This window comes from Bradyrhizobium monzae, from assembly GCF_021458635.1.
Classification (GTDB): Bacteria; Pseudomonadota; Alphaproteobacteria; order Rhizobiales; family Xanthobacteraceae; genus Bradyrhizobium.
Map to the genome: position 1 here is coordinate 121,177 of NZ_JAIRDQ010000011.1, position 23,737 is coordinate 144,913.

General features: G+C 65.2%; 22 protein-coding genes. 12 read left to right on the top strand and 10 right to left on the bottom strand.

Annotated elements, in window-relative coordinates:
- Positions 1-56: 56 nt before the first annotated feature.
- Entirely contained in the window at positions 57-695 is a 639-nt protein-coding gene (locus K3F49_RS31350; RefSeq protein WP_234684758.1) for a J domain-containing protein, read from the top strand.
- Between the two features lie 247 nt (positions 696-942).
- On the opposite strand, the gene K3F49_RS31355 is transcribed toward K3F49_RS31350, so the two are convergent.
- Positions 943-2,037, bottom strand: coding sequence for a citrate synthase/methylcitrate synthase (locus K3F49_RS31355; RefSeq protein ID WP_234684759.1), 1,095 nt, complete (start codon positions 2,035-2,037; stop codon positions 943-945).
- An 80-nt stretch (positions 2,038-2,117) separates the two neighbouring features.
- On the opposite strand from K3F49_RS31355, the gene K3F49_RS31360 reads away from it, so the two are divergent.
- Positions 2,118-3,347 (top strand): citrate synthase family protein, encoded by a 1,230-nt coding sequence (locus K3F49_RS31360; protein WP_234684760.1) that lies wholly within the window; start codon positions 2,118-2,120, stop codon positions 3,345-3,347.
- 127 nt (positions 3,348-3,474) lie between these two features.
- On the opposite strand, the gene K3F49_RS31365 is transcribed toward K3F49_RS31360, so the two are convergent.
- Complete coding sequence (locus tag K3F49_RS31365) at positions 3,475-4,137, bottom strand: DedA family protein (RefSeq protein WP_234684761.1); 663 nt, start codon at positions 4,135-4,137, stop codon at positions 3,475-3,477.
- 297 nt (positions 4,138-4,434) lie between these two features.
- Here K3F49_RS31365 and cobS point away from each other — a divergent pair, with 297 nt between their 5' ends.
- From cobS to K3F49_RS31390, 5 genes are all read left to right on the top strand, one after another.
- The gene (cobS, locus tag K3F49_RS31370) at positions 4,435-5,433 is read left to right on the top strand and encodes a cobaltochelatase subunit CobS (RefSeq protein ID WP_234684762.1); all 999 of its coding nucleotides are present in this window, start codon (positions 4,435-4,437) and stop codon (positions 5,431-5,433) included.
- 146 nt (positions 5,434-5,579) lie between these two features.
- Positions 5,580-7,484, top strand: coding sequence for a cobaltochelatase subunit CobT (gene cobT, locus K3F49_RS31375; RefSeq protein WP_234684763.1), 1,905 nt, complete (start codon positions 5,580-5,582; stop codon positions 7,482-7,484).
- On the top strand, positions 7,481-8,554 hold the full coding sequence (locus tag K3F49_RS31380) for an esterase-like activity of phytase family protein (RefSeq protein WP_234684764.1): 1,074 nt from the start codon (positions 7,481-7,483) through the stop codon (positions 8,552-8,554). Before cobT ends, K3F49_RS31380 begins: the two co-directional genes overlap by 4 nt.
- Positions 8,555-8,714: 160 nt before the next feature.
- The gene (locus K3F49_RS31385) at positions 8,715-9,827 is read left to right on the top strand and encodes an NADH:flavin oxidoreductase/NADH oxidase (RefSeq protein WP_234684765.1); all 1,113 of its coding nucleotides are present in this window, start codon (positions 8,715-8,717) and stop codon (positions 9,825-9,827) included.
- A gap of 123 nt (positions 9,828-9,950) precedes the next feature.
- On the top strand, positions 9,951-10,358 hold the full coding sequence (locus K3F49_RS31390; protein ID WP_234684766.1) for a hypothetical protein: 408 nt from the start codon (positions 9,951-9,953) through the stop codon (positions 10,356-10,358).
- Between the two features lie 121 nt (positions 10,359-10,479).
- Here K3F49_RS31390 and K3F49_RS31395 read toward each other — a convergent pair whose 3' ends face one another.
- From K3F49_RS31395 to K3F49_RS39265, 3 genes are all read right to left on the bottom strand, one after another.
- On the bottom strand, positions 10,480-10,725 hold the full coding sequence (locus K3F49_RS31395; RefSeq protein ID WP_234684767.1) for a PilZ domain-containing protein: 246 nt from the start codon (positions 10,723-10,725) through the stop codon (positions 10,480-10,482).
- Between the two features lie 292 nt (positions 10,726-11,017).
- Positions 11,018-12,397, bottom strand: coding sequence for a DUF2235 domain-containing protein (locus K3F49_RS31400; RefSeq protein ID WP_234684768.1), 1,380 nt, complete (start codon positions 12,395-12,397; stop codon positions 11,018-11,020).
- A 180-nt stretch (positions 12,398-12,577) separates the two neighbouring features.
- Positions 12,578-12,712, bottom strand: a complete 135-nt coding sequence (locus K3F49_RS39265; RefSeq protein ID WP_276575433.1) for a hypothetical protein — start codon at positions 12,710-12,712, stop codon at positions 12,578-12,580.
- 371 nt (positions 12,713-13,083) lie between these two features.
- Here K3F49_RS39265 and K3F49_RS31405 point away from each other — a divergent pair, with 371 nt between their 5' ends.
- The 3 genes from K3F49_RS31405 to K3F49_RS31415 all read left to right on the top strand — a co-directional run bounded on the left by K3F49_RS31405 (position 13,084) and on the right by K3F49_RS31415 (position 14,598).
- Positions 13,084-13,380: a hypothetical protein gene (locus K3F49_RS31405; RefSeq protein WP_234684769.1), complete on the top strand. Its 297-nt coding sequence runs from the start codon at positions 13,084-13,086 to the stop codon at positions 13,378-13,380.
- A gap of 116 nt (positions 13,381-13,496) precedes the next feature.
- Positions 13,497-13,775 carry a DUF1488 family protein gene (locus K3F49_RS31410; protein WP_234684770.1) on the top strand — a complete coding sequence of 93 codons (279 nt, stop codon included), beginning with the start codon at positions 13,497-13,499 and terminating at the stop codon, positions 13,773-13,775.
- A 127-nt stretch (positions 13,776-13,902) separates the two neighbouring features.
- A complete protein-coding gene (locus tag K3F49_RS31415) occupies positions 13,903-14,598 on the top strand; it encodes a hypothetical protein (RefSeq protein ID WP_234684771.1) in 696 nt (231 codons plus the stop codon).
- A 196-nt stretch (positions 14,599-14,794) separates the two neighbouring features.
- Here K3F49_RS31415 and ftsZ read toward each other — a convergent pair whose 3' ends face one another.
- From ftsZ to rpmB, 5 genes are all read right to left on the bottom strand, one after another.
- The gene (gene ftsZ / locus K3F49_RS31420) at positions 14,795-16,051 is read right to left on the bottom strand and encodes a cell division protein FtsZ (RefSeq protein ID WP_234684772.1); all 1,257 of its coding nucleotides are present in this window, start codon (positions 16,049-16,051) and stop codon (positions 14,795-14,797) included.
- 51 nt (positions 16,052-16,102) lie between these two features.
- The gene (locus tag K3F49_RS31425; protein ID WP_234684773.1) at positions 16,103-16,717 is read right to left on the bottom strand and encodes a hypothetical protein; all 615 of its coding nucleotides are present in this window, start codon (positions 16,715-16,717) and stop codon (positions 16,103-16,105) included.
- Positions 16,718-16,991: 274 nt separating this feature from the next.
- Positions 16,992-17,459, bottom strand: a complete 468-nt coding sequence (locus K3F49_RS31430) for a hypothetical protein (RefSeq protein WP_234684774.1) — start codon at positions 17,457-17,459, stop codon at positions 16,992-16,994.
- An 89-nt stretch (positions 17,460-17,548) separates the two neighbouring features.
- Entirely contained in the window at positions 17,549-17,740 is a 192-nt protein-coding gene (locus K3F49_RS31435; RefSeq protein ID WP_234684775.1) for a hypothetical protein, read from the bottom strand.
- 296 nt (positions 17,741-18,036) lie between these two features.
- Entirely contained in the window at positions 18,037-18,348 is a 312-nt protein-coding gene (rpmB, locus tag K3F49_RS31440; protein WP_027535901.1) for a 50S ribosomal protein L28, read from the bottom strand.
- A 526-nt stretch (positions 18,349-18,874) separates the two neighbouring features.
- Between rpmB and K3F49_RS31445 the strand changes: the two genes are divergently transcribed.
- Both K3F49_RS31445 and K3F49_RS31450 read left to right on the top strand, forming a co-directional pair.
- A complete protein-coding gene (locus tag K3F49_RS31445) occupies positions 18,875-19,684 on the top strand; it encodes a DUF3108 domain-containing protein (protein ID WP_234684776.1) in 810 nt (269 codons plus the stop codon).
- A gap of 648 nt (positions 19,685-20,332) precedes the next feature.
- A complete protein-coding gene (locus tag K3F49_RS31450; RefSeq protein ID WP_234684777.1) occupies positions 20,333-23,728 on the top strand; it encodes a helicase-related protein in 3,396 nt (1,131 codons plus the stop codon).
- Positions 23,729-23,737: the final 9 nt, after the last annotated feature.

Sequence of the window (23,737 nt, forward strand, 5' to 3'; positions counted from 1 at the left end):
AGCTAATTGCAATGTCAAGACTTGAAGGTTTTTGCATTGCGTAGTCAAAGTCAGCCATGCCGATCGATTCATCAAAGTTCTTCGACTCCATCCGCGTGAAGCCGCGGGGCAAGCAGCCCGAGGTGAAGCCGCGCGATACCGTGGTCGCCTGCGAATGGACCGGGTGTCAGAACAAGGGCGCGCACCGCGCGCCGAAGGGCCGGGATAACCAGCGCGAGTACTGGCACTTCTGCCTGGACCACGTCCGCGAGTACAACCAGAACTACAATTTCTTTTCCGGCATGAATGCCGACGCAGTCGCGCGCTATCAGAAGGATGCGCTGACCGGCCATCGTCCGACCTGGAAGATGGGCGCCAATGGCGGTGTCAAGAAAGGCGCGGAGGCCGAGATCGACGGTGCCTTCGATCCGTTCAGCATGTTCCAGGAGCTCAACGGCCGCACCGGTTGGCGGAAGGGTCCAGAGGCCGCCCAGCCCAAGGCCGAAACGCGCAAGGTGATGAACGCCGAGCGCAAGGCGCTCCAGGTGATGGGCCTCGGCCCAAGTGCGACGCTCGCCGACGTCAAGTCCAAGTACAAGGCACTGGTGAAGCAGCACCACCCCGACGCCAACGGCGGCGACCGCTCCACCGAAGACCGGCTGATCGAGATCATCAAGGCGTATAATTATCTGAAGACCGTGGTGCGGGAGGCGTAAGGGTCTCCGCACTTGCCGTATGAGCACTACGGCGCCAAACCCTCGGTGTCGTCCCGGACAAGCGAAGCGCAGATCCGGGATCCATAACCCCAGGGAGCAGTTTGGCGAAGATTCGTAGTGAAGAGTCTTCCCGTGGTACTCACACCCGAAATCACCGATAGATCACGCGGTATGGGTCCCTGCGGTTCGCAGGGACGACAGCGGAGTGATTGGCTCCGCTGTCGCGCTTCACTCGGCTACGCGCTCCCTATCCCTGCGGCATTGCCCCCACATAGGACGAACTTGGCCGGATCAGCCGTCCGGTCCGCTGCTGCTCGCGCGCATGCGCGGTCCAGCCGGCTGCTCGGGCCACCGCGAAGATCGGCGTAAACGCCTGTCTCGGAATCGCCAGCGCATCGAGCAGGATCGCGGTGAAGAACTCGACATTGGTCTCCAGCGGCCGTTCCGGATTCTTCTTGCGCAGCGCTGCGCGGATATAGGCCTCGACCTCGGCGGCAAACGGCAGGTCGGTACCGTTAGACGCCAGCGCCTCGACTGCGGTCTTGAGCACGTCGGCGCGCGGGTCGCGCACGCGATAGACGCGGTGACCAAAGCCCATCATCCGCTCGCCGCGCGCCAGCGCCGCATCCACCCAGGCCTGGATGCGTTCGCGCGAGCCGATCGCGTCGAGCATTTCCAGCACCGGCTCCGGCGCGCCGCCATGCAGCGGACCGGTCAGCGCGCAATAGCCGGCGGTGACGGCAGCGAACAGATCGGCCTGCGTCGACGCCACCACGCGCGCCGTAAAGGTCGAGGCGTTCATGCCGTGGTCGCTCGCCGTGACGAGATAGGCATCGAGTGCGGTGACCTCGCGCGCGGCGGGCGCGCGCCCATGCAGCATGCGCAGCGTATCGGCGGCGTGACTCACGTTCGGATCGGGCGCGATCGGGTCGAGCCCTTTGGCGCGGCGCACCAGCGCACCCGCGATCACCGGAAACGCGCCGACGATCGTGGCCTCATGCTCCAGCCCGTGTTCGGCGCGCAGGCCGGCGACCGCCGCGCGAAACCCGTCGACGATGCCCATGCCTTGCGTTGCCGGCAGCAGCTCGGAGAGCCGCGCGAAGGCGCGTTCGCGCGCCGCGCCCAGGCTCGACCGGACATTGGCTTCGGTGAGGGTGGTCTTGCTGGCGCCGTTCCAGAGCCGGGCGGTGACGCCCTCAAAGCTCGATTTGGCGGCGAGGCGGCCGATATGCTCGCCGGCAATGATCAGCTCGCCGCGCTCGCCGTCGACATCGCTCAGGACGGTCTCGGCCGCGGGAACGCCGTCCAGCCCGATCTGGCTTTTGGTGAGGTGGATGTTCATGACCCAAATCTCCTTTGCACTGCACCAGGAGAAAATCGGGCCTCTCGACAGATTGATCAATCTTGATTACATCAATCAATATGAAAAATTCCGAAGGTCTGTATCTCTCCGCCCGGGAGGCCGCGGCGGAGCTCGCGATCTCCCCGGCTACCCTCTACGCCTATGTCAGCCGCGGGCTGATCCGCTCCGAGCCGACGCCGGATTCGCGCAAGAATCGCTACCGCGCCGAGGACGTCCGCGCCTTGAAGGAGCGCCGCGTGCCGTCGCCGGAGCCGCGCGGCCTGCGCAGCTTCGATGCCGACCTGCCGGTCATGGACACGGAGATCTCCACCATCACCGAGGAGGGCGCGATCTACCGCGGCGTCAACTGCATCGATCTCGCCGAGAACGACACGCTGGAGCACACCGCAACGTTGCTCTGGGACGTCTCCGACGTCGATCCCTTCGCGCCGGACAATCAGCCCGCGATGTCCGACGAGATGCGCGCGATTGCGGAAGCCGCGCGCCGCGCAGCTCCGATCGATCGCGCCATCGCGGTGCTGGCGCTCGCGGCCAGCGCCGATTCGCGCGCTTTCACCCGTGCGCCCGATGGCCGTGCGATGGTCGGCGCGCGCATCGTTCGGCTGCTGGTCGCGACCATGCTCAATGCGGCGTCTTCAGCCGAGCCGTTGCATCAGCAGATCGCGCATATCTGGGCACCCGACAACAAGCACGCGCCCGACCTGATCCGTCGTGCGCTGGTGCTGCTGGCCGATCACGAGCTGAACGCCTCGACCTTCACCGCGCGCTGCGCGGCGTCGACCGGGCTCAATCTCTACGATGCCGTCATCGCCGGCCTTGCCGCGCTGAAAGGCCCAAAACACGGCGGCGCCGGCGTGCTGGCCTCGCAGCTGGTCAAGACGCTGGTCGACCGCGACGTCGAGCCGATGGTGCGCGAGCGCGTCGCGCTCGGCGAACGTTTTCCGGGCTTCGGTCACGGCGTCTACAAGCGCGGCGACCCTCGTGCGCAGTCGCTGCTGAACGCTTTGGCGCGCGCCGGCGCGCCGCGTAAGTTCACCCGCGAGGTGCCGGAGCGGATCGCGGAAGCGACCGGCGAATTCGTCAATATCGATTACGTGCTCGCCGTGCTGGTGCACGCGCTGCGCCTGCCGGGAGGCAGCGAGCTCGCCCTGTTCGCCATGGCCCGCAGCGTCGGCTGGATCGCGCATGCGAGCGAGCAATTGCAGTTCGGCAAGTTGATCAGGCCGCGGGCGAGGTATGTGGGGCCGGCGCCGGGCAGAAGGATGGGGGGCGCCGACTCCAGGAGCTAGATCCTCATGGTGAGGAGCGCGGAACGCGCGTCTCGAACCATGCAGGCCCGGCTCTCGCTCGCGGCCATCCTTCGAGACGCCCGCGTTGCGGGCTCCTCAGGACGAGGGCAGAATACTTGGATGCAGATTAGGTTGGCGGCTTGGCCTCAGCCACGACGATGCCGTTCTGTCTGCGGCGATAGATCCAGACCGTCACGCCCACCACGATCGCGACGGCAACCACCGTCAAAATCCACATGTGCTTGATCGGATGCCCGTGATGCGGCACCCCGAAATATTCGTGTAAGGCCGACACCGCCAGCACGCCCGGCAGCACATGGGCCGGTGCCCAGACCAGGATCGCTGGGATGTTGACCGCATAGAATTTCGCCGGCGCCATGCCGAGCGCACCGGCGGTGACCGGTACGAAGGCGCGGATCGGCGGCACGAAACGGGCGAAGAACACGGCCCAGGTGCCGAAGCGGTGGAAGAAGGTCTCGCTCTCCTCGACCACGCGCGGATAATTGGTCAGCGGCCAGGTGTTGAGGATCTCGCGCTGCTGCCGGTGCCCGAGCCAGTAGGCCGAACCGTCGCCCAGCACGGCGCCAATTGCGGCTGCGAGCAGCACCCATTGCAGTTTCAAATCGCCGCCCGGAACCAGGGCGCTCAGCGCCAGGATGATGGTCGAGCCGGGGATCACCGACCCCACCACCGGGACCGCTTCGAGCAGCGCCGCCAAGAACAGAGTCAGATAGGCCAGCCACGCATGGACTGAGACGAAGGATATCAGGGGATCAAGGAATGACGTCACGTCGTCTCTGTGGTGGGCTGGGGCGTTCGGGTTCAGACCCTTACACAAGTAGTGAGAGGTGGTGAAAGTGCCATTCGCCTAGGCGCGGCCGCGATCCGGGGCGAAATTTGGGCGAGATTTGCAGGGCAGCCTTCCAAAAATCGCGTTCCTTACCTATCTAAATGAAAAGACAACGGAACTTTGATTGGGGCGCGGGCTTCTGCCGGCACGTTGTCTCTGATAGGTTCGCAGCCGCACCCAGCCGCAGCCAACGTGCAAATAACTGGTCTCGGGATCGCCCGGGACCTCGGAGGATTGATGACGACCGCCGCCATGTCCAAAGTTGAGGAAGTTTCCGGTCTGCCCGACATGAAGGTGTCGGTGCGCCAGGTGTTCGGGATCGACAGCGATCTCGAAGTGCCGGCCTATTCCGAAGTCGATCCTCACGTACCCGAAGTCGATTCCGACTACCGTTTCGACCGCGCCACCACGCTTGCCATCCTCGCCGGCTTCGCCCGCAACCGCCGCGTGATGGTGACCGGCTATCACGGTACCGGTAAATCCACCCATATCGAGCAGGTCGCCGCCCGCCTCAACTGGCCCTGCGTGCGCGTCAACCTCGACAGCCACATCAGCCGTATCGACCTCGTCGGCAAGGACTCGATCGTGGTCCGCGACGGCAAGCAGGTCACCGAATTCCGTGACGGCATTTTGCCGTGGGCGCTGCAGAACAACGTCGCGCTGGTGTTCGACGAATACGACGCCGGCCGCCCGGACGTGATGTTCGTGATCCAGCGCGTGCTGGAAGTCTCCGGCCGCCTGACGCTGTTGGACCAGAACAAGGTGATCAAGCCGCATCCGTCGTTCCGCCTGTTCGCGACCGCCAACACGGTCGGCCTCGGCGATACCTCGGGCCTCTATCACGGCACCCAGCAGATCAACCAGGGCCAGATGGACCGCTGGTCGATCGTCACCACGCTGAACTACCTCAGCCATGACGAGGAAGTGGAGATCGTGCTGGCGAAGGCCAAGCACTACCGTACCCAGGAAGGCCGCGACATCGTCAACAAGATGGTGCGTCTCGCCGATCTCACCCGTAACGCCTTCGCCAACGGCGATCTGTCGACGGTGATGAGCCCGCGCACGGTGATCACCTGGGCCGAGAACGCCGATATCTTCAGCGATATCGGCTTCGCGTTCCGGGTCACATTCCTCAACAAATGCGACGAGCTCGAGCGTCCCCTGGTCGCCGAGTTCTACCAGCGCTGCTTCAACGCGGAGCTGCCGGAATCGGCAGTCAACGTGGCGCTGTCCTGATCTCTCTCGCGGCGTGTCGTCCCGGCGAAAACCGGGATCCATGCCGCGAGGTCTCTCGATGAAGCGACGCTGATAGTTTTCCCTGACGCACCAAACCGTCGGTGGCTATGGGTCCCCGCCTTCGCGGGGACGACGGTGAGATCGAGATGAGCACGCCCTCCAACTCCAAATTCCGCAACACCAAGGAAGCGCCGACCGAGCCGTTCAAGCGCTCGGTGGCCTCGTGCCTCAAGGCGATTGCGAAGTCGCCCGAGCTCGAAGTCAGCTTTGCGGCCGAGCGCCCGGGCCTCGCGCCCGGCAAGGCGCGGCTGCCCGAACCCGCGCGAAAAATGACCAAGCGCGATGCTGCGATCGTGCGCGGCCACGCGGACTCCATCGCGCTCAAGATCGCCTGTCATGACGCCAAGCTGCATCGCAAGCTGATGCCCGGCAATCCGCAGGCGCGCGGCGTGTTCGAGGCGGTCGAGCAGGCCCGCGTCGAGGCGATCGGTGCGCGCCGCATGGCGGGCGTTGCCAGGAATCTCACCGCGATGCTCGACGATCATTTTCATCGCGGCAAGTTCGACGAGATCACCGACCGCGCCGATGCGCCGCTGGCCGATGCGCTGGCGATGCTGGTGCGCGAGCGCCTGACCGGCATGGCGCCGCCGACGGCCGCCAGGAAGATGGTCGATCTCTGGCGCCCGATTCTCGAAGACAAGATCGGCAAGCGGCTCGACCGGCTCGACAACCTCGTCGAGGACCAGACCAGGTTCGGCGACGCCGTGCATGATCTGCTGACCGCGCTCGAGCTCGGCGACGAGCGCAGCGCCGACAGCGAAGACAATGACGACAACGACGAGAACCAGGACGGCGACAACGATCAGTCCGGTGCCGAGGGCTCGCCCGATTCCGATGCCGCGCAGGAGATGAGCGCCGACCAGGCGCAGGCCTCGAGCGAAGACATGAGCGACAGCGCGATGGAAAGCGCGCAGGCCTCGACCTCCGATACGTTCGACGACGGCGAGCTCGGCGACGACGAGACGCCGGGCGAGGCGACGCGTCCGAACGCGCATGGCAAGAACGAGCCGCGCGGGCCCGAATATCACGCCTTCGCTCCGAAGTTCGATGAGGTCATCGCCGCCGAAGATCTCTGCGACCATGACGAGCTGGAGCGCCTGCGCGCCTATCTCGACAAGCAGCTCGCGCATCTGCAGGGCATCGTCGCCCGCCTCGCCAACCGGCTGCAGCGCCGCCTGATGGCGCAGCAGAACCGCGCCTGGGAGTTCGATCTCGAAGAGGGCATCCTCGATCCTGCGCGCCTGTCGCGCGTGGTGACCGATCCCCATCATCCGCTGTCCTTCATGCACGAGAAGGAGGCGACGTTCCGCGACACCGTGGTGACGCTGCTGCTCGACAATTCCGGCTCGATGCGCGGCCGCCCCATTACGGTGGCTGCAACCTGCGCCGACATCCTCGCGCGCACGCTGGAGCGTTGCGGCGTCAAGGTCGAGATCCTCGGCTTCACCACGCGCGCCTGGAAGGGCGGCCAATCGCGCGAGGCGTGGCTGGCCGCCGGCAAGCCGGCCAATCCCGGCCGCCTCAACGATCTCCGTCACATCATCTACAAGTCGGCCGACGCTCCCTGGCGCCGTGCGCGAAAGAATCTCGGCCTGATGATGCGCGAGGGTCTGCTGAAGGAGAACATCGACGGCGAGGCGCTGGACTGGGCGCACAAACGCCTGCTCGGCCGGCCCGAGCAGCGCAAGATCCTGATGATGATCTCCGACGGTGCGCCGGTCGACGATTCAACGCTGTCGGTCAACCCCGGCAATTATCTCGAGCGGCACCTGCGCCACATCATCGAGGAGATCGAGACCCGCTCGCCGGTCGAGCTGATCGCGATCGGCATCGGCCATGACGTGACGCGCTACTATCGCCGCGCGGTGACGATCGTGGATGCCGAAGAGCTCGGCGGCGCCATCACAGAAAAGCTCGCCGAACTCTTCAGCGAGACCAACACCGCGCCCACGCAACCGGCCAATCGCCCGCGACGCAAATTGCATTCGTGAGCACCACCACATCCCGCCGCCTCTTCCTCGGCCACGCGGCGGCGGGATTTTCCACTCTCGCATTACCCCGGCTCGCGCAAGCGCAGTCTGCGCCGAAGCCGGCGCAGGCCGAGCATGCCGTCACCGAGCCCGTCAGCATCGAGGTCAATGCGCGGCCGATTGCCAATTTCGAGCCGCGCGACCGTTCGCGCACGCGCTTCGGTCGGCTCGTCTTTCGCAGCGGGCTCGTATTGACCTCGCCGCATCGTGGCTTTGGCGGCCTGTCCGGCTTCCGCTTCCTCGATGACAAGGGCGAGCGCTTTCTCGCGCTGTCAGATCAAGGCACTTGGTTTACAGGCCGCATCCGCTATTCCGGCGGCAAGATGGTCGGGCTCGACGATGTCGAGGCCGCGCCGATGCTGAACGCCGAGGGGCGGCCGATCACGGAGAAGCGGCTCTGGTATGACACCGAGTCGCTCGCGCGCGACGGCTCGCTCGTCTATGTCGGGCTCGAACGCGTCAACCAGATCATGCGTTTCGACTTCGCCAAGGGCGGCACGCGCGCCCGCGGCGAGGTGCTTCCGACGCCGCCGGCGGTGCGCAAGCTGCCCTATAACAAGGGGCTCGAGGCGCTGGTGTTCGTGCCGAGAGGCAAAGACCAGAGCATGCCGCTCGCGGGCACGCTGATCGCGATGTCGGAAGGCGGCTTCGATGCCGACGGCAATCTGATCGGCTTTCTGATCGGCGGCCCGTCGCCCGGCCAGTTCAGCATCAAGCGCACCGACAAGCAGTTCATCAGCGACGCCGTGCTGCTGCCATTGGGCGAGCTGCTGATTCTCGAACGCAAATTCTCCTGGTTCACCGGCATCAACATCCGCATCCGGTCGATCCCCCTGAAGACGATCGCTCCCGGCGCCGTCGTCGACGGCCCCGTGCTGTTCGAGGCCGATCTCGGCCATGAGGTCGACAACATGGAAGGCATCGACGCCCACGTCACGGCAGAGGGCGAGACGGTGCTGACGATGGTGTCGGACGACAATTTCTCGCTGCTCCAGCGCACCCTGCTGTTGCAGTTCACGCTGGCGGAATAGCGGAGTTTTTCGGCACGCCCCGCCATGACAGGGCGCGCGCAATGCATGGCCCCACGACCGGCCATGTCCCCCGCGCAACTGGCAATCCGCCATCCGGTCACTACACTTCATGCAATTGCTTCCATCCACCCCGATCGCCCTCCATCCCCGGATCCCCCGCATGAGCGTCCTGTTTTCCCCGATCAAGCTGCGCGGACTGACTTTGAAGAACCGTCTGGTGGTGTCGCCGATGTGCCAATATTCGGCCGAGGACGGCGTTCCCACCGACTGGCATTTCACCCACATCAACAATCTGGCGCTGTCGGGCGCGGCGATGTTCTGCATCGAGGCGACCCATGTCGAGGCGATCGGCCGCATCACGCCGGGCTGTCTCGGGCTCTACAGCGACGCCTCCGAGGCCGCGCTGAAGCAGATCCTCTCGTCGGTCCGCAAGCATTCGACGACCGCGATCGCGATGCAGCTTGCGCACGCGGGCCGCAAGGCAAGCAGCGCGCGGCCCTGGGACGGCGGCCAGCTCATTCCTCAGTCGCAAGGCGGCTGGCAGACGGTGGCGCCGTCGGCGCTGCCGCACAAGGAGGGCGAGGCCGCGCCGCTCGCGCTCGATGCCGCGGGGCTGAAGCGCATCCGCGAGGCCTTCGTCGACTCAGCGAAGCGCGCCGAGCGCATCGGCATTGATGCGATCGAGCTGCACGGCGCGCACGGCTATCTCATGCATCAATTCCTGTCTCCGATCTCGAACCAGCGCACCGATGAATATGGCGGTAGCTTGCAAAACCGCATGCGCTTCCCGCTCGAGATCTACGACGCTGTCCGCGCCGTATTCCCGCGCGAAAAACCCATCGGCATGCGGGTGTCGTCGACCGATTGGGTCGAGGGCGGCTGGGATCTGGCGCAGACCATCGAATTCGCCAAGGCGCTGAAGGCGCGCGGCGTCGACTGGATCGATGCCTCCTCCGGCGGCGTGTCGCCGCAGCAGAAGATCACGCTCGGCCCCGGCTATCAGGTGCAGTTCGCCGATGCCATCAAGCGCGAGACCGGATTGCCGACCATCGCGGTCGGCCTGATCACGGAAGGCAAGCAGGCCGAGGAGATCGTCGCATCCGGCAAGGCCGACATGGTCGCGCTCGCCCGCGGCATGCTCTACGACCCGCGCTGGGGCTGGCACGCCGCGGCCGAATTGGGCGGCGAAGTCGAGGCACCACCGCAATTCTGGCGCTCGCAGCCGTCGACGCAGAAGGCGCTGTTCGGCAAGACCACCTTCGGGGCGCGGTGAGGGGAGTGAGGTGTGGCGAGGTCGTCACACTTCTCACCTCACGCATCCGTAACTCTCGCAATCTTCCACCCGCCGCAAAACAGGCCTAACTTCCGCAGCAGTCAAAGCCGCGCGAGGCCCGCCATGCGATTTCGTGTCCGCAAGACTGCTCATGTGCTGGAACGGATTGGCCTCGCGATGGCCGGCGCTGCGTGCGGGCTGTTCGTCGGCGCCTATGTCGGCTCCGCGATCCCATCGCTCACCACGCAGGGCTTTCTGCTGTTGATGATGCTGCTCGGCGTCGTCGGCTTCTATCTCGGCATCGACACGCCGCAACTGCCTTTCGACGAAGCGCACAGCCAGATCGACGCCGCGGAACTCTTGAGCTCCGCCGGCACACTCTGCGCCACGCTCGCCTCACTCGCGTCAGTCGCCGTCATCGTGCTCCGGCTCGATCCGCACGACGCGCTGACCTGGCTGGTGCTGCTGGGCTGGATCGCCGGCGTGGCGATGCAGATCGTCGCGGGCGCGAAGGCGAGGATGCGGGTGTGACGGTAGTTGTTAGGAGGCGATCGCGCCGCATCACCGGTGCGTTCCCTCCCCCGCAAGGGGGGAGGGAGCCGAGCGGAGTGCTTGGCGACAGTTTTGGATCGAACTCAGTGCAACGGCGGGATCAAAACACCACGCCCACCCGCGTGCCGCGCTTCCACGCAATCCGGCAACGCTTTTTGGTATTCACATGCAGCAGCTCGAACCGGTCGGGGATCTTCACCTGCCCGCCGAGATCGATGCAGGCGCCGCCCGGTGAATAGTCCACCAGCGTACAGACGATGATCGGCGCGCGCGGGTCGGTGATGATCTTGGCCTGGCGGGACACCAGGCCGGCGGGCTTAACACGGGCATGTCGGCGCGGATGCATTGGCACTCTCCTCCAATACCGCGGTGGCATGATCCGGAAAAAGTGCGAAGCGGTTTTTCCGGTAAGATCATGCCCAGACAAGGCGCGGTGGGCTTGGGGAGAGATGATGGCGGGGAGTTGATGCGATGAGGCTAAGGTCTCGGTGAGAATTTTAATGAAAAGTAGCGGCGATAGGAGAAAGTGGCGGTAGTGGGGTGCCCACCCTCCCCTGGAGGGGGAGGGTCGATCGCGCGTAGCGCGAGCGGAGTGGGGTGATCTCTCCACTCGGGCACTGTTCGTTGCGGAGAGACCATCACCCCACCCCGTCTCCCATTTCGCTGCGCTCAATGTGAGCCGACCCTCCCCCTCCAGGGGAGGGTGGCAGTGTGCCCGCCGTCTCGGCACCCACCCCCGGCGCCACCGGCATCGGCACCGTCACAAAATCCTTCGGCATGTTCACCGGCCGATAGTCCGGCTCCGCCGCCATCCGCTTCAACACGCTCTCATGCACATGCGCACCTTCGGGAATCGGCCGCGGCTCGCAATCGGGAATGTAGAACCCCAAAAACACCTTGCGCTCCGGCCATTCCTTGTATTTTGCGCTCTTCGGCAGATATTCCAGCACGCGCCAGGCCGCGCTCATCGAATTGTGCAGCACGCCCGCCTTGCCGGTAAAGGCCGGCGGGACATATTGGAACGGCGAGTTCTTGCGAGGGACTCCCCAGGCGAGCTGGTTCACCGTGCGCGGGTTGAAGTTCAGGCCGGCCTTCGCCGCCTCCTCGATCATCCAGATCAGCGGGTATTTCGACTCCGCGCTCTCCGCCTCGGGATAGCCGCCGCCGACGTCGCAATGCACGCCGGCGAACCACACCTGCAGAATGTCCTGCGGCACCTTCTTCTCGTCGGGCACGAAGCGGTTGCTCCAGTACGCCTGCGGCTCCTCGTACGCTTTCAGACGGAACATGCAGCGCCGCTCGTCGATCGCGATCGCCTGGCGGAAGATATTCACGCTCGGATTGCGCAGCGTGAAGGCCAGCTCCTCCAGGCTCGGCCAATACAGCCGGTCGGCGCGCGGCACGATCACGCTCGCCACCGTGTCCCAGACGCCGATGAAGTGGATGGTCGGCCAGCGCGACGAGGTGATGCGGGCGAATTGCGCGGCGAGATCGAAGGTGTCCTTGGCCAGCGGCCCGTCCTCGTCGAAGCCGTCGTCCTTGACGTCCTCGATGTCGTTGCCGCGCCCGGTCCCGGAATATTGCTTGTAGGCGACGAGGCCCGAGCCTGCGAGGTTGGCCTGCTCCGGCGAGATCAGGCCGACCTTGTGGATCAGCCCCGCCAGCACCCGCACGGTATAGGCACCGCGCGAGAAGCCGAACAGTGAGATGCGGTCGCCCGGCGCGTAATGCTCGACCAGGAAGCAATAGGCTGACAGTACGTTGTCATCGAGCCCGTAGCCGGTGGCGAGCCCCAGCACCAGCCTGATGTTGGCCTTCCACCTGTTCCACGTCGACGGCTCCGTCACTGTGCCGACGCCGGGATCGTAAAACACCATCTGCCGCGGCTGCGTCTTGTCGGTCTTGCGCAAGCAGCGATAGAGCTTCAGGACGTTGGAGATGTTCTCGGAGATCTCGTTGCCGGTACCGTCACAGCAGATGACGAGGTTTTTCGGCTCGGCTTTGCGCGCGTGCTCCACAGGTCAGCCCCTCCAGGTGATGCTACCGGGACGAGCATAGCAAAAAAGCGCGACGGCGAGGAGACGAGGGTGGGGCGCTTCCCCTCTCCCCTTGTGGGAGAGGGTGGCTCGCCGCGAAGCGGCGAGACGGGTGAGGGGTATCTCACCTCGCGCTAAATTCTCGCGTTCGCGGAGACAACCCTACTTCTTCTTCCCCGGCCCGAAATCCGGCTGCCAGTTGGCGTCCTTGCGGCTCGGTGCCGCGGCGATCACCTTGGCCTTGTCCTTCTTCGGCTTCTTGACTTCGCGATTGCTGCGTTGCTGTCCCTTGGCCATGACGTCCGTCTCCTTTGGGGTTCGAACTCGTCCGATTGCAAGATTGGCGCTGCCGTAGGCGCAAGACGCGCGCGGCGACGAGATAACGCGCGCGATCTCCGTGAGCCAATGCAGCGCCGCGCACACGAGACGCGGAAGATGCAGCGCGACACAGGCCCGCGGCCATTGCGTGAGCTGCGCTGACGCGATCAAGCCTACGCCTGCACCCCGCCGATGGCGAGGACTAAAACGCCGCGCGCAAGCCCTGCAGCCTGCGACCGCGGCGCACGCGGGCCGCGGGGACGATAGTGCTGGCTATTGCCGGGCAAGGGGCGCATGGTCGTCGCAGGCTGGCGTCGGTTGGGGCCGCTCTTTGCGAAAGGCAGGCGCGCATGACCGACCATACCGTCGATCTCGACAAGCATCGCGGCATGGCCGCGCAGAAGGCGACCGACCTGCGCCGCGCGCTGGCCGAGGTCGAGACCCATGTCAGGGATCTGCGCGAGCGCGAGGCCGAGCTCGAAAACCGCATGCTGACGGTGCCCGCGATGTCGTGGCCCGAGGCCGCGGTGAAGGCGCGCCATCTGCTCAACCTTTATGCCGCGAGCCTCCCCGTCGAGGACACCCGCCACCGCGCCCTGGTGGCCGCGCTGCTCGACGATTTTGCCAGGCTTGGCGGGGAAAGCTGAAGGCAGCCACGGCGGCGGTCTCGCTTAACCTCTCCGGCAAGCGGGAGAGGGAGCGAACCACCGCCGGAGCAGCGCGTTCAGTCCTCAGGCAACAACCCGCGTAACAGGAGTAAGCCATGACCCTCACCAGCGGCCGTTTCATCGGCCACGAACAGGACCGCGGGATCGTCCAGTTCTCGATGCAGGACGGCGCGAAGGAAATCCGCTGCGCGATCTCGACCTCCGCCATGGACGATCTCGAACGCGGCCCGCAAACCCGCCCCGAGCAGCGCGAAGCCCAGTTCACCCGCCTCCGCGACCGCATCGAAGCGCGGGCGGCGAGCAAATATCGCGCGACGGAGTTCGAGGGCACGCCGCCGGGGATCGTGCTGCGGAGCATCGATTTTCGGGGGTAGGGGGAGCGGTGACCTTGTCGAAGGTGACCCGGCACGCCGGCATGATGCCCCGTGGCAGCATCGATTGTTGACATTAACCATCTGTTAACCATGCGGTCGCCTAATGTTGGCAATGGGGGGATTCACCATGCCGGCCCAGGTGACGCGACCGAAGTTGACGCGACCGAAGTTGATGCCTGTTTCGGCCGATCCGGCCATCCGGTCGGTGGCGAGGCTGGCGGTACGTGCCAGGGCCGTCCTACTCGGCAAAACACCTGTCCTACGGAGCAAAGCCATGTTCGGAAAGGACGACTTAGTGGACCATCTCAGCCGCGATCTCGATCGCGCGCGCGGAAGACGCGATGCACTTGCATCCGAAGCCACGACCCTGACGGCCCAGATCGCCGAAATCGAAGCCCGCCTTTCGGAGGAGAAGAAAAAGCGGGAGCGCGAGCGCGTCCTGGGCGAGATCGAAGCGATCAAGACGCGAATCATGCAAGCCGCCGGCGCGTTTGCACCTGTCGTCGACGGTCTCTCCAGGGCGATCGAGCAGGCTACGGCGGTCGTGCCCGAGGCGCGCGAGCTCAATAGTTTCCTGGTGTCGGTGGCGAGCGAGATCGACAGCGTGCTCGATCCCTTGTTGCGCGAACTGGATCAGCGCGCGGATGCGGTGCGAGCAGGACAGGCGGTGCCGGACCTGCCGAGTTCGGCCAATGAAGCGCCGCCCGTCGAGCTGCCGAATGACACCAACGAGCGCCTGCTTCGCTTCCCGGCGTGGCTGTCCCGTGACAAGGAGGCGGACAAGACGGAAACCGCAGAGAGCCCGCGCAGCACGGCAGCGTGAAGCATCGGCGCGCTGCGCGCTCTCGCCGTCATTCCGGGGCGCGCCTCTTGGCGCGAGCTACGGTGCGCAATTGCGCACCGTAGAATCCATTGCTCCACAGTCCCTGCAGTTAGATGGATCCTCAGATGCGCAATTGCGCATCATAGCTCGCGACTTCGTCGCGCCCCGGGATGACGACCTGTTGTTGGGCCACCGCTCAGTTGGCGGCGCGGCGCAGGAAAGCCGGGATATCGAGAACGGCCTCGTCGGGCGCATTGCGCGCCGGGGCGCGGCCGGAGGGATGGAGCGGCTGAATTGCCGCGTGGCGCGCATAGTCCAGGCCCGGCCTTGCTGGTGGCCCCACGGGATGATGCGGCTGCGGGCGGAGCGGCGGGCTTTCTCCTTGCGGAAGGGGTGCGCTGCGCTCGATGCGATCGGCGATGCGCCGGCCGTCATTGCGCAGCCTTCCGGCGAGTTGGGCGAGGGCGGTTTCCACCGGCAGCGCCTGCTCCGCGTCGAGATTGTCTATGCCGGTCGCCACCACCGAGACGCGGACGATGCCTTCGAGGCTATCGTCAAAGGACGCGCCGACGATGATGTTGGCATCCGGGTCGGCCTCGTCGCGAATGCGGGTCGCGGCTTCGTCGACCTCGTACAGCATGAGATCCTTGCCGCCGGTGATGGAGATGATGAGGCCGCTGGCGCGCTTGATCGAGGGATTCTCGATCAACGGATTGGAGATCGCGGCCACGGCGGCGGCAAGCACGCGCTTCTCGCCCGTAGCCTCGCCCCGTCCCATCATGGCCTTGCCCTTCTCCTTCATGACGGAGAGGACGTCGGCAAAATCGAGATTGATCAGGCCTTCCTTGACGATGAGGTCGCTGATGCAGGCGACGCCCGAATAGAGCACCTGGTCGGCAAGGGCGAAGGCATCGGCGAATGTGGTCCTCTCGCTGGCCACGCGGAACAGGTTCTGGTTCGGGATGATCAGGAGGGTGTCGACCGTCTTCAGCAGCTCCTCGATGCCGGCTTCGGCGAAGCGCATGCGGCGCTGGCCCTCGAAGTAGAACGGCTTGGTGACCACGCCGATGGTGAGTATGCCGAGCTCGCGCGCGATCCTCGCGACGATGGGTGCGGCCCCGGTGCCGGTGCCGCCGCCCATGCCGGCCGTCACGAACACCATGTGCGCGCCGGTCAATTGATCGCGGATCGTATCGATCACCTCTTCGGCCGCGGCGCGTCCCAGTTCCGGTTGCGAGCCGGCGCCGAGGCCCGCGGTCACCTTCGTTCCGAGCTGGATGAGGCGCCCTGCCTTCGACATGGCCAGCGCCTGCGCGTCGGTATTGGCAACGACGAACTCGACCCCCTGCAGCCCGGCCGTGATCATGTTGTTCACGGCATTGCCGCCGGCGCCGCCGACGCCGAACACGACGATGCGGGCCTTCATTTCATGGATATCGGTGGTGTCAGTCATTCTTCCCTCGCGATTGCTCCGGCAAGCCGGGGATTAAAGAAGTTTCGAGTGCTACCTGCGGGCCATGCGGTCTGCTTGCACGATCGAAGCGGCCAGATGTCCCAAGCGAAGCGCGGCGCGTTCCGCGAGCGAGCCGCCAGGGCGGCGATCGGTCCGCAGCGCCGCCATTTCGTCTTCCAGTCGGGTTGCCCACGCATTGGCTGCCGTCGCCTCGGCGCCCGCCTGCTGCAGCTCGACTGCGAGGCGCTCGGCGCGCTCACGCTCGCGCTCGAACACCGCCCTGTAGGCGGTTGCGACGTCTTCGAGCCGCGCAATCTCCGCCTTGAAGGCCTCGGTCTCAGAAGCGTTTTTGAGCGAAGTGGATACCGGTTCGCGCAAGGAAAACGCGTCAGAATAAAAACTTAGAGCCCCGTTCCGACACTGTCGGAACGGAAATGGCTCTACGGCTTCGATCCTTGCCATGGAGACTTCGATGCAGTCTGCCCGGCGGCCCATTCGCGGGCGGGGCGTGTACCGCAGCTCGGAGAAATCAACCCTCACCAGCGCCTTGCCGTCATCCGAACGCGAGCGCGGCAGGCGGCGACGTCGCGCCAGCGACCGCGCGGCTTCGCGCGAGATATTGAGGCGGGCACCCAGATCGGCATACGTCAACAACGCAACAGACATCGGCGCTTCTCCTGGAGCGAACCGGGAAGGCATTTCGGGCTAATGATGGCTGGACGATTGCAGCAGGCTAGGCTGCGTTGGTTAATCCATGGTTAACGCGCGCGCGATGCTGTTTACCGGTGCCGTCACCGTGCCGCCCCCCGGGGATCGGAGAGCCGACCCCGGGATCGCAGTGCCGACCCGGGGATCGGAGAGCACCATCTGCCGCGGCTGCGTCTTGGCGGTCTTGCGCAGGCAGCGAGAGCTTCAGCACGTTGGAGATGTTCACCAAGGACTACAGCTTGCCTCTCGGAACGCGGCGCGAAAGAGTTCGCCTACTTGGCAACGGAGTGTGCCCGCCTGTGATGACTCGGATTGTTAGCGGGCTCGCTGAAAGCTTATGAAGCCGGGACGTGAGATGTTCTGCCCTGTCCAAAAGTGTCTTCATCGGGGCGTTCTTGCGAATGTCCGTTGTCAGACTCTTCACGCCTCGATCTATCTCATGAAAAAGGATTCCCAGATTTAGGCCCGCGCTTCCCGCGTGAGTCATCACCTCTTTCATCTGATTGAACTTCCGTTCGATCGCCTTGAGGTGATTTTCTAACGCGCCCGCAAGGTCCCTCTTCGTGAGTTCAGCTCGTAACGAATTGAGTGGGTCTTCAAGGTCGGCGATAGTCTTCTCGGTAACAGTATTGAGCACCTTGCGAATTTTGCTCTTGTCGGTCTCCTTGCTCTCCTCAAGCGAAATCAAAGCTTCGTCCATGTATCTGTGCTTCGAATACTCGAGCCAATCGATGAGCACAGTCAGTTCAGGCGCGCCATCACGCTTCGTTCGAACCTCGATCTTGTTTCCTAATTTGTGAACGGCGAATCGTCCGACACCCTTCCCGCCCTGACAGCAAAGACGTAGCATCCGCAGGCGTCCGAAAGTCCTTCCTCCCATTCTTCCAGGACAGGCTTGAGAGCCTTTACTGTGAGGTCGGTAATCATCTTTTTCGGGCCGGAGCGCTCGAGCGTGAATGGGCCGGCCACATCAAAATCCATCTATAAACCTTAGGTCGCTGTCCAAGCCTCCTTTCGCGATCGGCTCAAAGGGGGCTCGGAAAAGGGAATGTAGTGATTCTAGTCAAGAAGCATTATTGTTAGCAGCACGAGCTCACACGCTACAGTAGCACAACGGATAATATGTGAGCCTCTTGGCGATCCTGGGTATTGTGCTCCACAAACAAATCCGCAAACAAAAACGGCCGGATCTTCCGATCCGGCCGCAACGCAAAACTCAACCTGGCTAAGCCTACGCCACGCGACGCAACTTAGCCCCCGCCCAATTCTGGAATCTCTTAGCTGGCCTTCTTGACCGGCGCAGCGGTCGGGCCGACCTTCTTCTGGATGGCGCGCTTCAGCTCGAGGGCGCGCGGCGACAGCACGTCGGCCTTGGCCTTGAGCAGGAAGGCGTCGAGGCCGCCATTGTGGTCGACGCTCTTCACCGCGTTGGTGGAGACGCGCAGGCGCACGTTGCGCTCCAGGGCTTCGCTGATGAAGGTCACGTTGACCAGGTTCGGCAGGAAGCGGCGCTTGGTCTTGATGTTGGAGTGGCTGACCTTGTGGCCGACGAGGGGGCCCTTGGCCGTCAGTTCGCAGCGGCGAGACATCTCACTAATCCTTGTTCGAGCCCCCAACGAGTTGCGGCCGCCATTCGGGGCGCCACGGGGGCAAATTCTCTGTCCTTGCAGGGAGCGGGCGGACGTATAGGGGGTGAGGGGCAGGTAGTCAAGGTTTTGGGGCGTTTGGGCCGGAGGTTTCGTGCCCCACCCTCGGTGTCATCGCCCGGCTTGACCGGGCGATCCAGTACCCCGAGGCGCCTGCAGTTGACCAGAGGAGCCGCGGCGTACTGGATGCCCCGCTTTCGCGGAGCATGACAGCGGAGTGGGTAGGGAGAGGTGTTCGAGCCCGGAGCTCCCCCGATCACCAAAACGGCAGTGTTTAAAACGCCTTACCATCACATAAAGGGCGCATTCGCCGCCGAAGAGTCCGGTGAGTTCCCGGCTTATGGCGCCTGGATGCATTGCTTGCGGCCGTAACAGGCTTAAGTAACAACCACTCGCTTCCCGATTGGATCGTCTCGTGCACACGTCCTCCCTCTTTCCGCCCCGGCTGCGGTCAGCCGGCAGGCTGGCTTTGGCCGCTGTTGGCGCGCTGGTGCTGGCGTGGGCGGCGGAGCCTGCGGCAGCTCAAGGCAAGCTCGAGGCGCAGTATGAGGCGACGCTGGCGGGCATTCCGGTTGGCCGCGGCGCCTGGAACATCGACATCCAGGACGACGTGTTTTCCGCCGCGGCCAGCGGCGGCACCACCGGCATTCTGAAATCGTTTGCGGGCGGATCCGGCACCGGCGCCGCGCAGGGGCGCGTGGTCAATGGCGGGCTGGTCGCCTCCGCCTACCAGGCCTCCACCACCACCTCGAAGAAGACCGAAGAGATCCACATCACGCTCGACAAGGGCAATGTGAAGGAGTTCGGCATCATCCCGGAGCCGCCGGTCGATGCTGATCGCATTGTCGTCACCGAGGCGCATCGCCGCGGCGTGTTCGATCCGATGACGGCCTCGCTGGTGCGCGTCGCCGGCACCGGTGATCCCTTGTCGCCGGAGGCCTGCCACGGCAGCGCGCCCGTGTTCGACGGCCGCATGCGCTACGAGCTCAAGCTCGATTTCAAGCGCATGGAGACGGTGAAAGCCGAGAAGGGCTATCGCGGCCCGGTCGTGGTCTGCGCGCTGTATTTCGTGCCGGTCGCCGGCTACATCCCCGACCGCCCCGTGATCAAATACCTCGCCGCCCAGCGCAACATCGAGATCGCCTTGGCGCCGGTGGCGGGAACGCGGATTTTGGTCCCGTTCTGGCTGAAAGTGCCGACGCCGCTGGGCCCGGCGATGCTGGAAGCGACCAGCTTCATCACCACCGCCCTGCCGCCCAGGGTGGCGAAGACGCAGTAGGGAGCGCTGCCGTAGCCCGGATGGAGCGTAGCGAAATCCGGGATTCTTTGCTTTCGCTCCCCGCATTCCGCTCCGCTCCATGCGGGCTATGATTCAATGAGTGATATCAATGGCTTAGCTACTGTGCATGGGGTTGTTTTCACGAAGATGAGGTGAGGGCTGTCTTCTTCGGGAATCCATTTGACTCCTCCCCGATTCTGATTCGACTCCGCGCCGTCCCCAACTTAACGAAATCCGTCACCACATCGTCGCTTGTGCGGCGTCACAAAACTCCATCTAGTGCGATGGAAACAGAGTCCCGCGACATGTTGCGTGAACGTAACAGGACTCTCCGGGGAGTCAGCGATTCGGCCGCGATTCGTTCTAGAGTCGTTCCGAAACTTAAGGCCACAGGGAAAAGCGTCGCAAAGTGAGACAGTTGCGCGAGGTTTTCACATCCCGTCATCCTGAGGTGGCCGCTTCTTCAGCGGCCCTCGAAGGACGACGGGCCCGGCTGGTGCCGCTCGGTTGGCACCAGGGCGGTGCATCCTTCGAGGCTCGCCCTACGGCGCGGTTGCGCCGCAAGGCGAGCACCTCAGGATGACGGATCGCCCCCGCCCCAAACAGCACTGACATTCGCCCCATCAGCCACTACCTAGTCATTCAGACATGGCCTTTTCTTCCTCCCCCTTTGCCTCCGAGCGCGCGCTGTCCGATCGCGTGCCTGGCGCTGGCGTCACCGCGGTGCTCGGGCCGACCAACACCGGCAAGACCCATCTCGCCATCGAACGGATGCTGGCGCATTCCTCAGGGATGATCGGCCTGCCGCTGCGGCTGCTCGCGCGCGAGGTCTATAACAAGATCGTCGGCCGCGTTGGCGCTGATGCGGTCGCGCTGATCACCGGCGAGGAGAAGATCAAGCCGAAGAACCCGCGCTATTGGGTCTCCACCGTCGAGGCGATGCCGCGCGACCTCGACGTCTCCTTCGTCGCCGTCGACGAGATCCAGATCGCCTCCGACCTCGAACGCGGCCACGTCTTCACCGACCGCATCCTCAATCGCCGCGGCCGCGACGAGACGCTGCTGCTGGGCGCCGCCACCATGCGCCCAATCATCGAGCGGCTGCTGCCCGGCGTCTCCATGATCACCCGTCCCAGGCTGTCGCAGCTCGAATTCGCCGGCGACCGCAAGATCACGCGCCAGCCGCGCCGGACTGCGATCGTCGCGTTCTCGGCCGATGAGGTCTACGCCATCGCCGAGCTGATCAAGCGCCAGCATGGCGGCGCCGCCGTGGTGCTGGGATCGCTGTCGCCGCGCACGCGCAATGCGCAGGTGGAGATGTTCCAGAACGGCGACGTCGACTATCTCGTCGCCACCGACGCCGTCGGCATGGGCCTCAATCTCGACGTCGACCACGTCGCCTTCGCCTCCGACCGCAAGTTCGACGGCTATCAGTTCCGCCGTCTGACGCCGGCCGAATTCGCGCAGGTCGCCGGCCGTGCGGGGCGGGCCACCCGCAACGGCACTTTCGGCACCACGGGCCGCTGCGGCCCGTTCGAGCCTGAGCTCGTGAACGCGCTCCAGAACCACATTTTCGATCCCGTGAAGATGCTGCAATGGCGCAACTCGAAGCTGGATTTCTCCTCCCTCGGCGCGCTCCAGGTCTCGCTGAACCTCGGCCCCGGCCACGAGGTGCTGACGCGGGCGCCGATCGCCGAGGACATGCGCGTGCTCGACCACGCCGCCCGCGACGTCGAGGTGCGCGATGTCGCGCATGGCAAGGCCGCGGTGGAGCGGCTCTGGGAGGCCTGCCAGGTCCCCGACTACCGAAAACTGTCGCCGGCGGCCCATGCCGAGCTCGTCACCACGCTCTACGGCTTCCTGATGCAGAAGGGCTGCATCCCCGATTCCTGGTTCGCGGCCCAGGTCGACCAGGCCGACCGCGTCGACGGCGACATCGACACGTTGTCGGCCCGGATCGCGCAAATTCGCACCTGGACCTTCGTTGCCAACCGCCCGGACTGGCTGCGAGACCCCGAACGCTGGCAGGGGATCGCCCGTGAGGTCGAAAATAAATTATCGGATGCGCTCCATGAACGCTTGACTGAGCGTTTCGTTGATCGCCGGACCAGTGTATTGATGCGCCGCCTGCGGGAGAACACGAGCTTGAATACGGAAATCGGCAAGACCGGCGAAGTCATCGTCGAAGGCCATGTCATCGGCCGCCTCGATGGCTTCACCTTTGCACCGGATGCGGCAGAAGCCGGCTCCGATGCGAAAGCCTTGCAGGCTGCCGCGCAAGCGGTGCTCGCCGGCGAGATCAATACGCGTGCCGAAAAGCTGGGCGGCGCGCCCGACGATCAGTTCGTGCTGACGTCCGACGGCACCATCCGCTGGACCGGCGATGCGGTGGCGCGGCTGACCGCCGCAGAGGAGGCGCTGCATCCGCGCATCCGCATCATCTCGGACGAGCGCCTGACCGGTGCGCCCCGTGAGAAGGTGCAGGCGCGGCTCGACCTCTGGCTCAAGACGCATATCGAAAAGCTGCTCGGGCCGATGTTCGAGCTGTCGAAGGCCGAGGACGTCACCGGCATTGCCCGCGGCATCGCCTACCAGCTGGTCGAGGCGCTCGGCGTGCTGGAGCGTCCCAAGATTGCCAACGAGCTGAAGGATCTCGACCAGCCCTCGCGCGCGACGCTCCGCAAGTACGGCGTCCGCTTCGGCGCCTATCACATCTATTTCCCCGGCATTCTGAAGCCAGCTGCGCGTGCGCTCGCCGCGCTGCTCTGGGCGCTGAAGCAGGACAATGTCGATCTGTCGGCACTGTCGGGTGCGCAGCATCTGGCATCGTCGGGCCGCACCTCGTTCCCGGTCGACAAGAGCCTGCCGCGCGATGCCTATCGCGTGCTCGGCTACAAGCAGGCCGGCGAGCGCGCCGTCCGCGTCGATATCCTGGAGCGCCTGGCCGACCTGATCCGCCCGGCGCTGGCCTGGCGCGACAACGCGCCCGGCGAAAAGCCCGCCGGCGCGTTCGACGGCCGCGGTTTCGTGGTGACGCAGGCGATGACCTCGCTCACCGGCTCCGCCGGCGAGGATTTTGCCTCGGTGCTGCGCGCGCTCGGCTATCGCATGGAGAAGCGTGCGCCGCTGCCGCCGAAGCCGGCCGCCCCCGCTGCCGAGACGTCGGCCGCTGAAGCTTCCGTCGAGACGCCCGCGACCGAGGAGGCCGCAGCGCCCGCGGACGTCGCGATCGAAGCCGTCACAGTCGAAGACGCGCCTGGTATGGAGCAGCACGACGAGCCCGCTCACGAAGAGCCGGCGCTCGAAGCCTCGCCCGAAGCGCCCGTCACACCCGAAGATGCTCCCGGCATCGCGCCGCCGGCGGAAGAGGCTGCTGCGCCCGCCGAGGCTGCTGCTGAAGAGGCTGCTGCTGAAGCCGCTCCGGCCGAGACCGCTGCAACCGAAGCCGCAGCGTCGCCCGATGCGGCTGCGCCCGAGGCTGCCCCCGCCGAGGCTGCTGCCGCGCCCGCCGAGCCGGAGCTGGTCGAAGTCTGGCGTCCAGGTGGCCGTCACGACGACCGCAAGCCGCGCCACGAGCGCCATCGTCATCAGCGTCACAACAACAACCAGCGTCCGCAGGCTGGTGCCGAAGCCGGCAGCCCGCCCGCCGAAGGTGAAGCAGCCCAAGCCGCCGACGGAGAGAAGCGTAACGAGCGTCATCGTCACGGCGGTCATCGCAGGGACGGCGGCAGGGATTTCCGCAAGCCGCGCGAAGGTGGTGCCGAGGGCGCGCCGCGTCAGGAAGGAAACCGCCGCTTCGAGGGCAAGGATCGCGACAACAAGGATCGCAACCGCGACAACAAGAAGTTCGGCGGCGACCGCGACAAGGGCCGCGACAATCGTGGTCGTGACCGCGACAAGGGGCGCGACCGTCAGGGTGGTCCGTCGCTGCGTCCCTACGCCTCGAGCGCGAATCCGCGCGAGCGCGATCGCCCAGCCGATCCGAACTCGCCCTTCGCCAAGCTCGCCGCGCTGAAAGAGCAGCTCTCCGGTCGCAAGGAGTGATCCCACGAC

What these genes read in the sequence shown, in the direction of transcription:
- K3F49_RS31350 (WP_234684758.1), top strand. Translation starts at nt 57, where the DNA reads ATGCCGATCGATTCATCAAAGTTCTTCGACTCCATCCGCGTGAAGCCG.
- K3F49_RS31355 (WP_234684759.1), bottom strand. Translation starts at nt 2,037, where the DNA reads ATGAACATCCACCTCACCAAAAGCCAGATCGGGCTGGACGGCGTTCCC.
- K3F49_RS31360 (WP_234684760.1), top strand. Translation starts at nt 2,118, where the DNA reads ATGAAAAATTCCGAAGGTCTGTATCTCTCCGCCCGGGAGGCCGCGGCG.
- cobS (WP_234684762.1), top strand. Translation starts at nt 4,435, where the DNA reads ATGACGACCGCCGCCATGTCCAAAGTTGAGGAAGTTTCCGGTCTGCCC.
- cobT (WP_234684763.1), top strand. Translation starts at nt 5,580, where the DNA reads ATGAGCACGCCCTCCAACTCCAAATTCCGCAACACCAAGGAAGCGCCG.
- K3F49_RS31385 (WP_234684765.1), top strand. Translation starts at nt 8,715, where the DNA reads ATGAGCGTCCTGTTTTCCCCGATCAAGCTGCGCGGACTGACTTTGAAG.
- K3F49_RS31390 (WP_234684766.1), top strand. Translation starts at nt 9,951, where the DNA reads ATGCGATTTCGTGTCCGCAAGACTGCTCATGTGCTGGAACGGATTGGC.
- K3F49_RS31395 (WP_234684767.1), bottom strand. Translation starts at nt 10,725, where the DNA reads ATGCATCCGCGCCGACATGCCCGTGTTAAGCCCGCCGGCCTGGTGTCC.
- K3F49_RS39265 (WP_276575433.1), bottom strand. Translation starts at nt 12,712, where the DNA reads ATGGCCAAGGGACAGCAACGCAGCAATCGCGAAGTCAAGAAGCCGAAG.
- K3F49_RS31405 (WP_234684769.1), top strand. Translation starts at nt 13,084, where the DNA reads ATGACCGACCATACCGTCGATCTCGACAAGCATCGCGGCATGGCCGCG.
- K3F49_RS31410 (WP_234684770.1), top strand. Translation starts at nt 13,497, where the DNA reads ATGACCCTCACCAGCGGCCGTTTCATCGGCCACGAACAGGACCGCGGG.
- K3F49_RS31415 (WP_234684771.1), top strand. Translation starts at nt 13,903, where the DNA reads ATGCCGGCCCAGGTGACGCGACCGAAGTTGACGCGACCGAAGTTGATG.
- ftsZ (WP_234684772.1), bottom strand. Translation starts at nt 16,051, where the DNA reads ATGACTGACACCACCGATATCCATGAAATGAAGGCCCGCATCGTCGTG.
- K3F49_RS31425 (WP_234684773.1), bottom strand. Translation starts at nt 16,717, where the DNA reads ATGTCTGTTGCGTTGTTGACGTATGCCGATCTGGGTGCCCGCCTCAAT.
- K3F49_RS31430 (WP_234684774.1), bottom strand. Translation starts at nt 17,459, where the DNA reads ATGGACGAAGCTTTGATTTCGCTTGAGGAGAGCAAGGAGACCGACAAG.
- K3F49_RS31435 (WP_234684775.1), bottom strand. Translation starts at nt 17,740, where the DNA reads ATGGATTTTGATGTGGCCGGCCCATTCACGCTCGAGCGCTCCGGCCCG.
- rpmB (WP_027535901.1), bottom strand. Translation starts at nt 18,348, where the DNA reads ATGTCTCGCCGCTGCGAACTGACGGCCAAGGGCCCCCTCGTCGGCCAC.
- K3F49_RS31450 (WP_234684777.1), top strand. Translation starts at nt 20,333, where the DNA reads ATGGCCTTTTCTTCCTCCCCCTTTGCCTCCGAGCGCGCGCTGTCCGAT.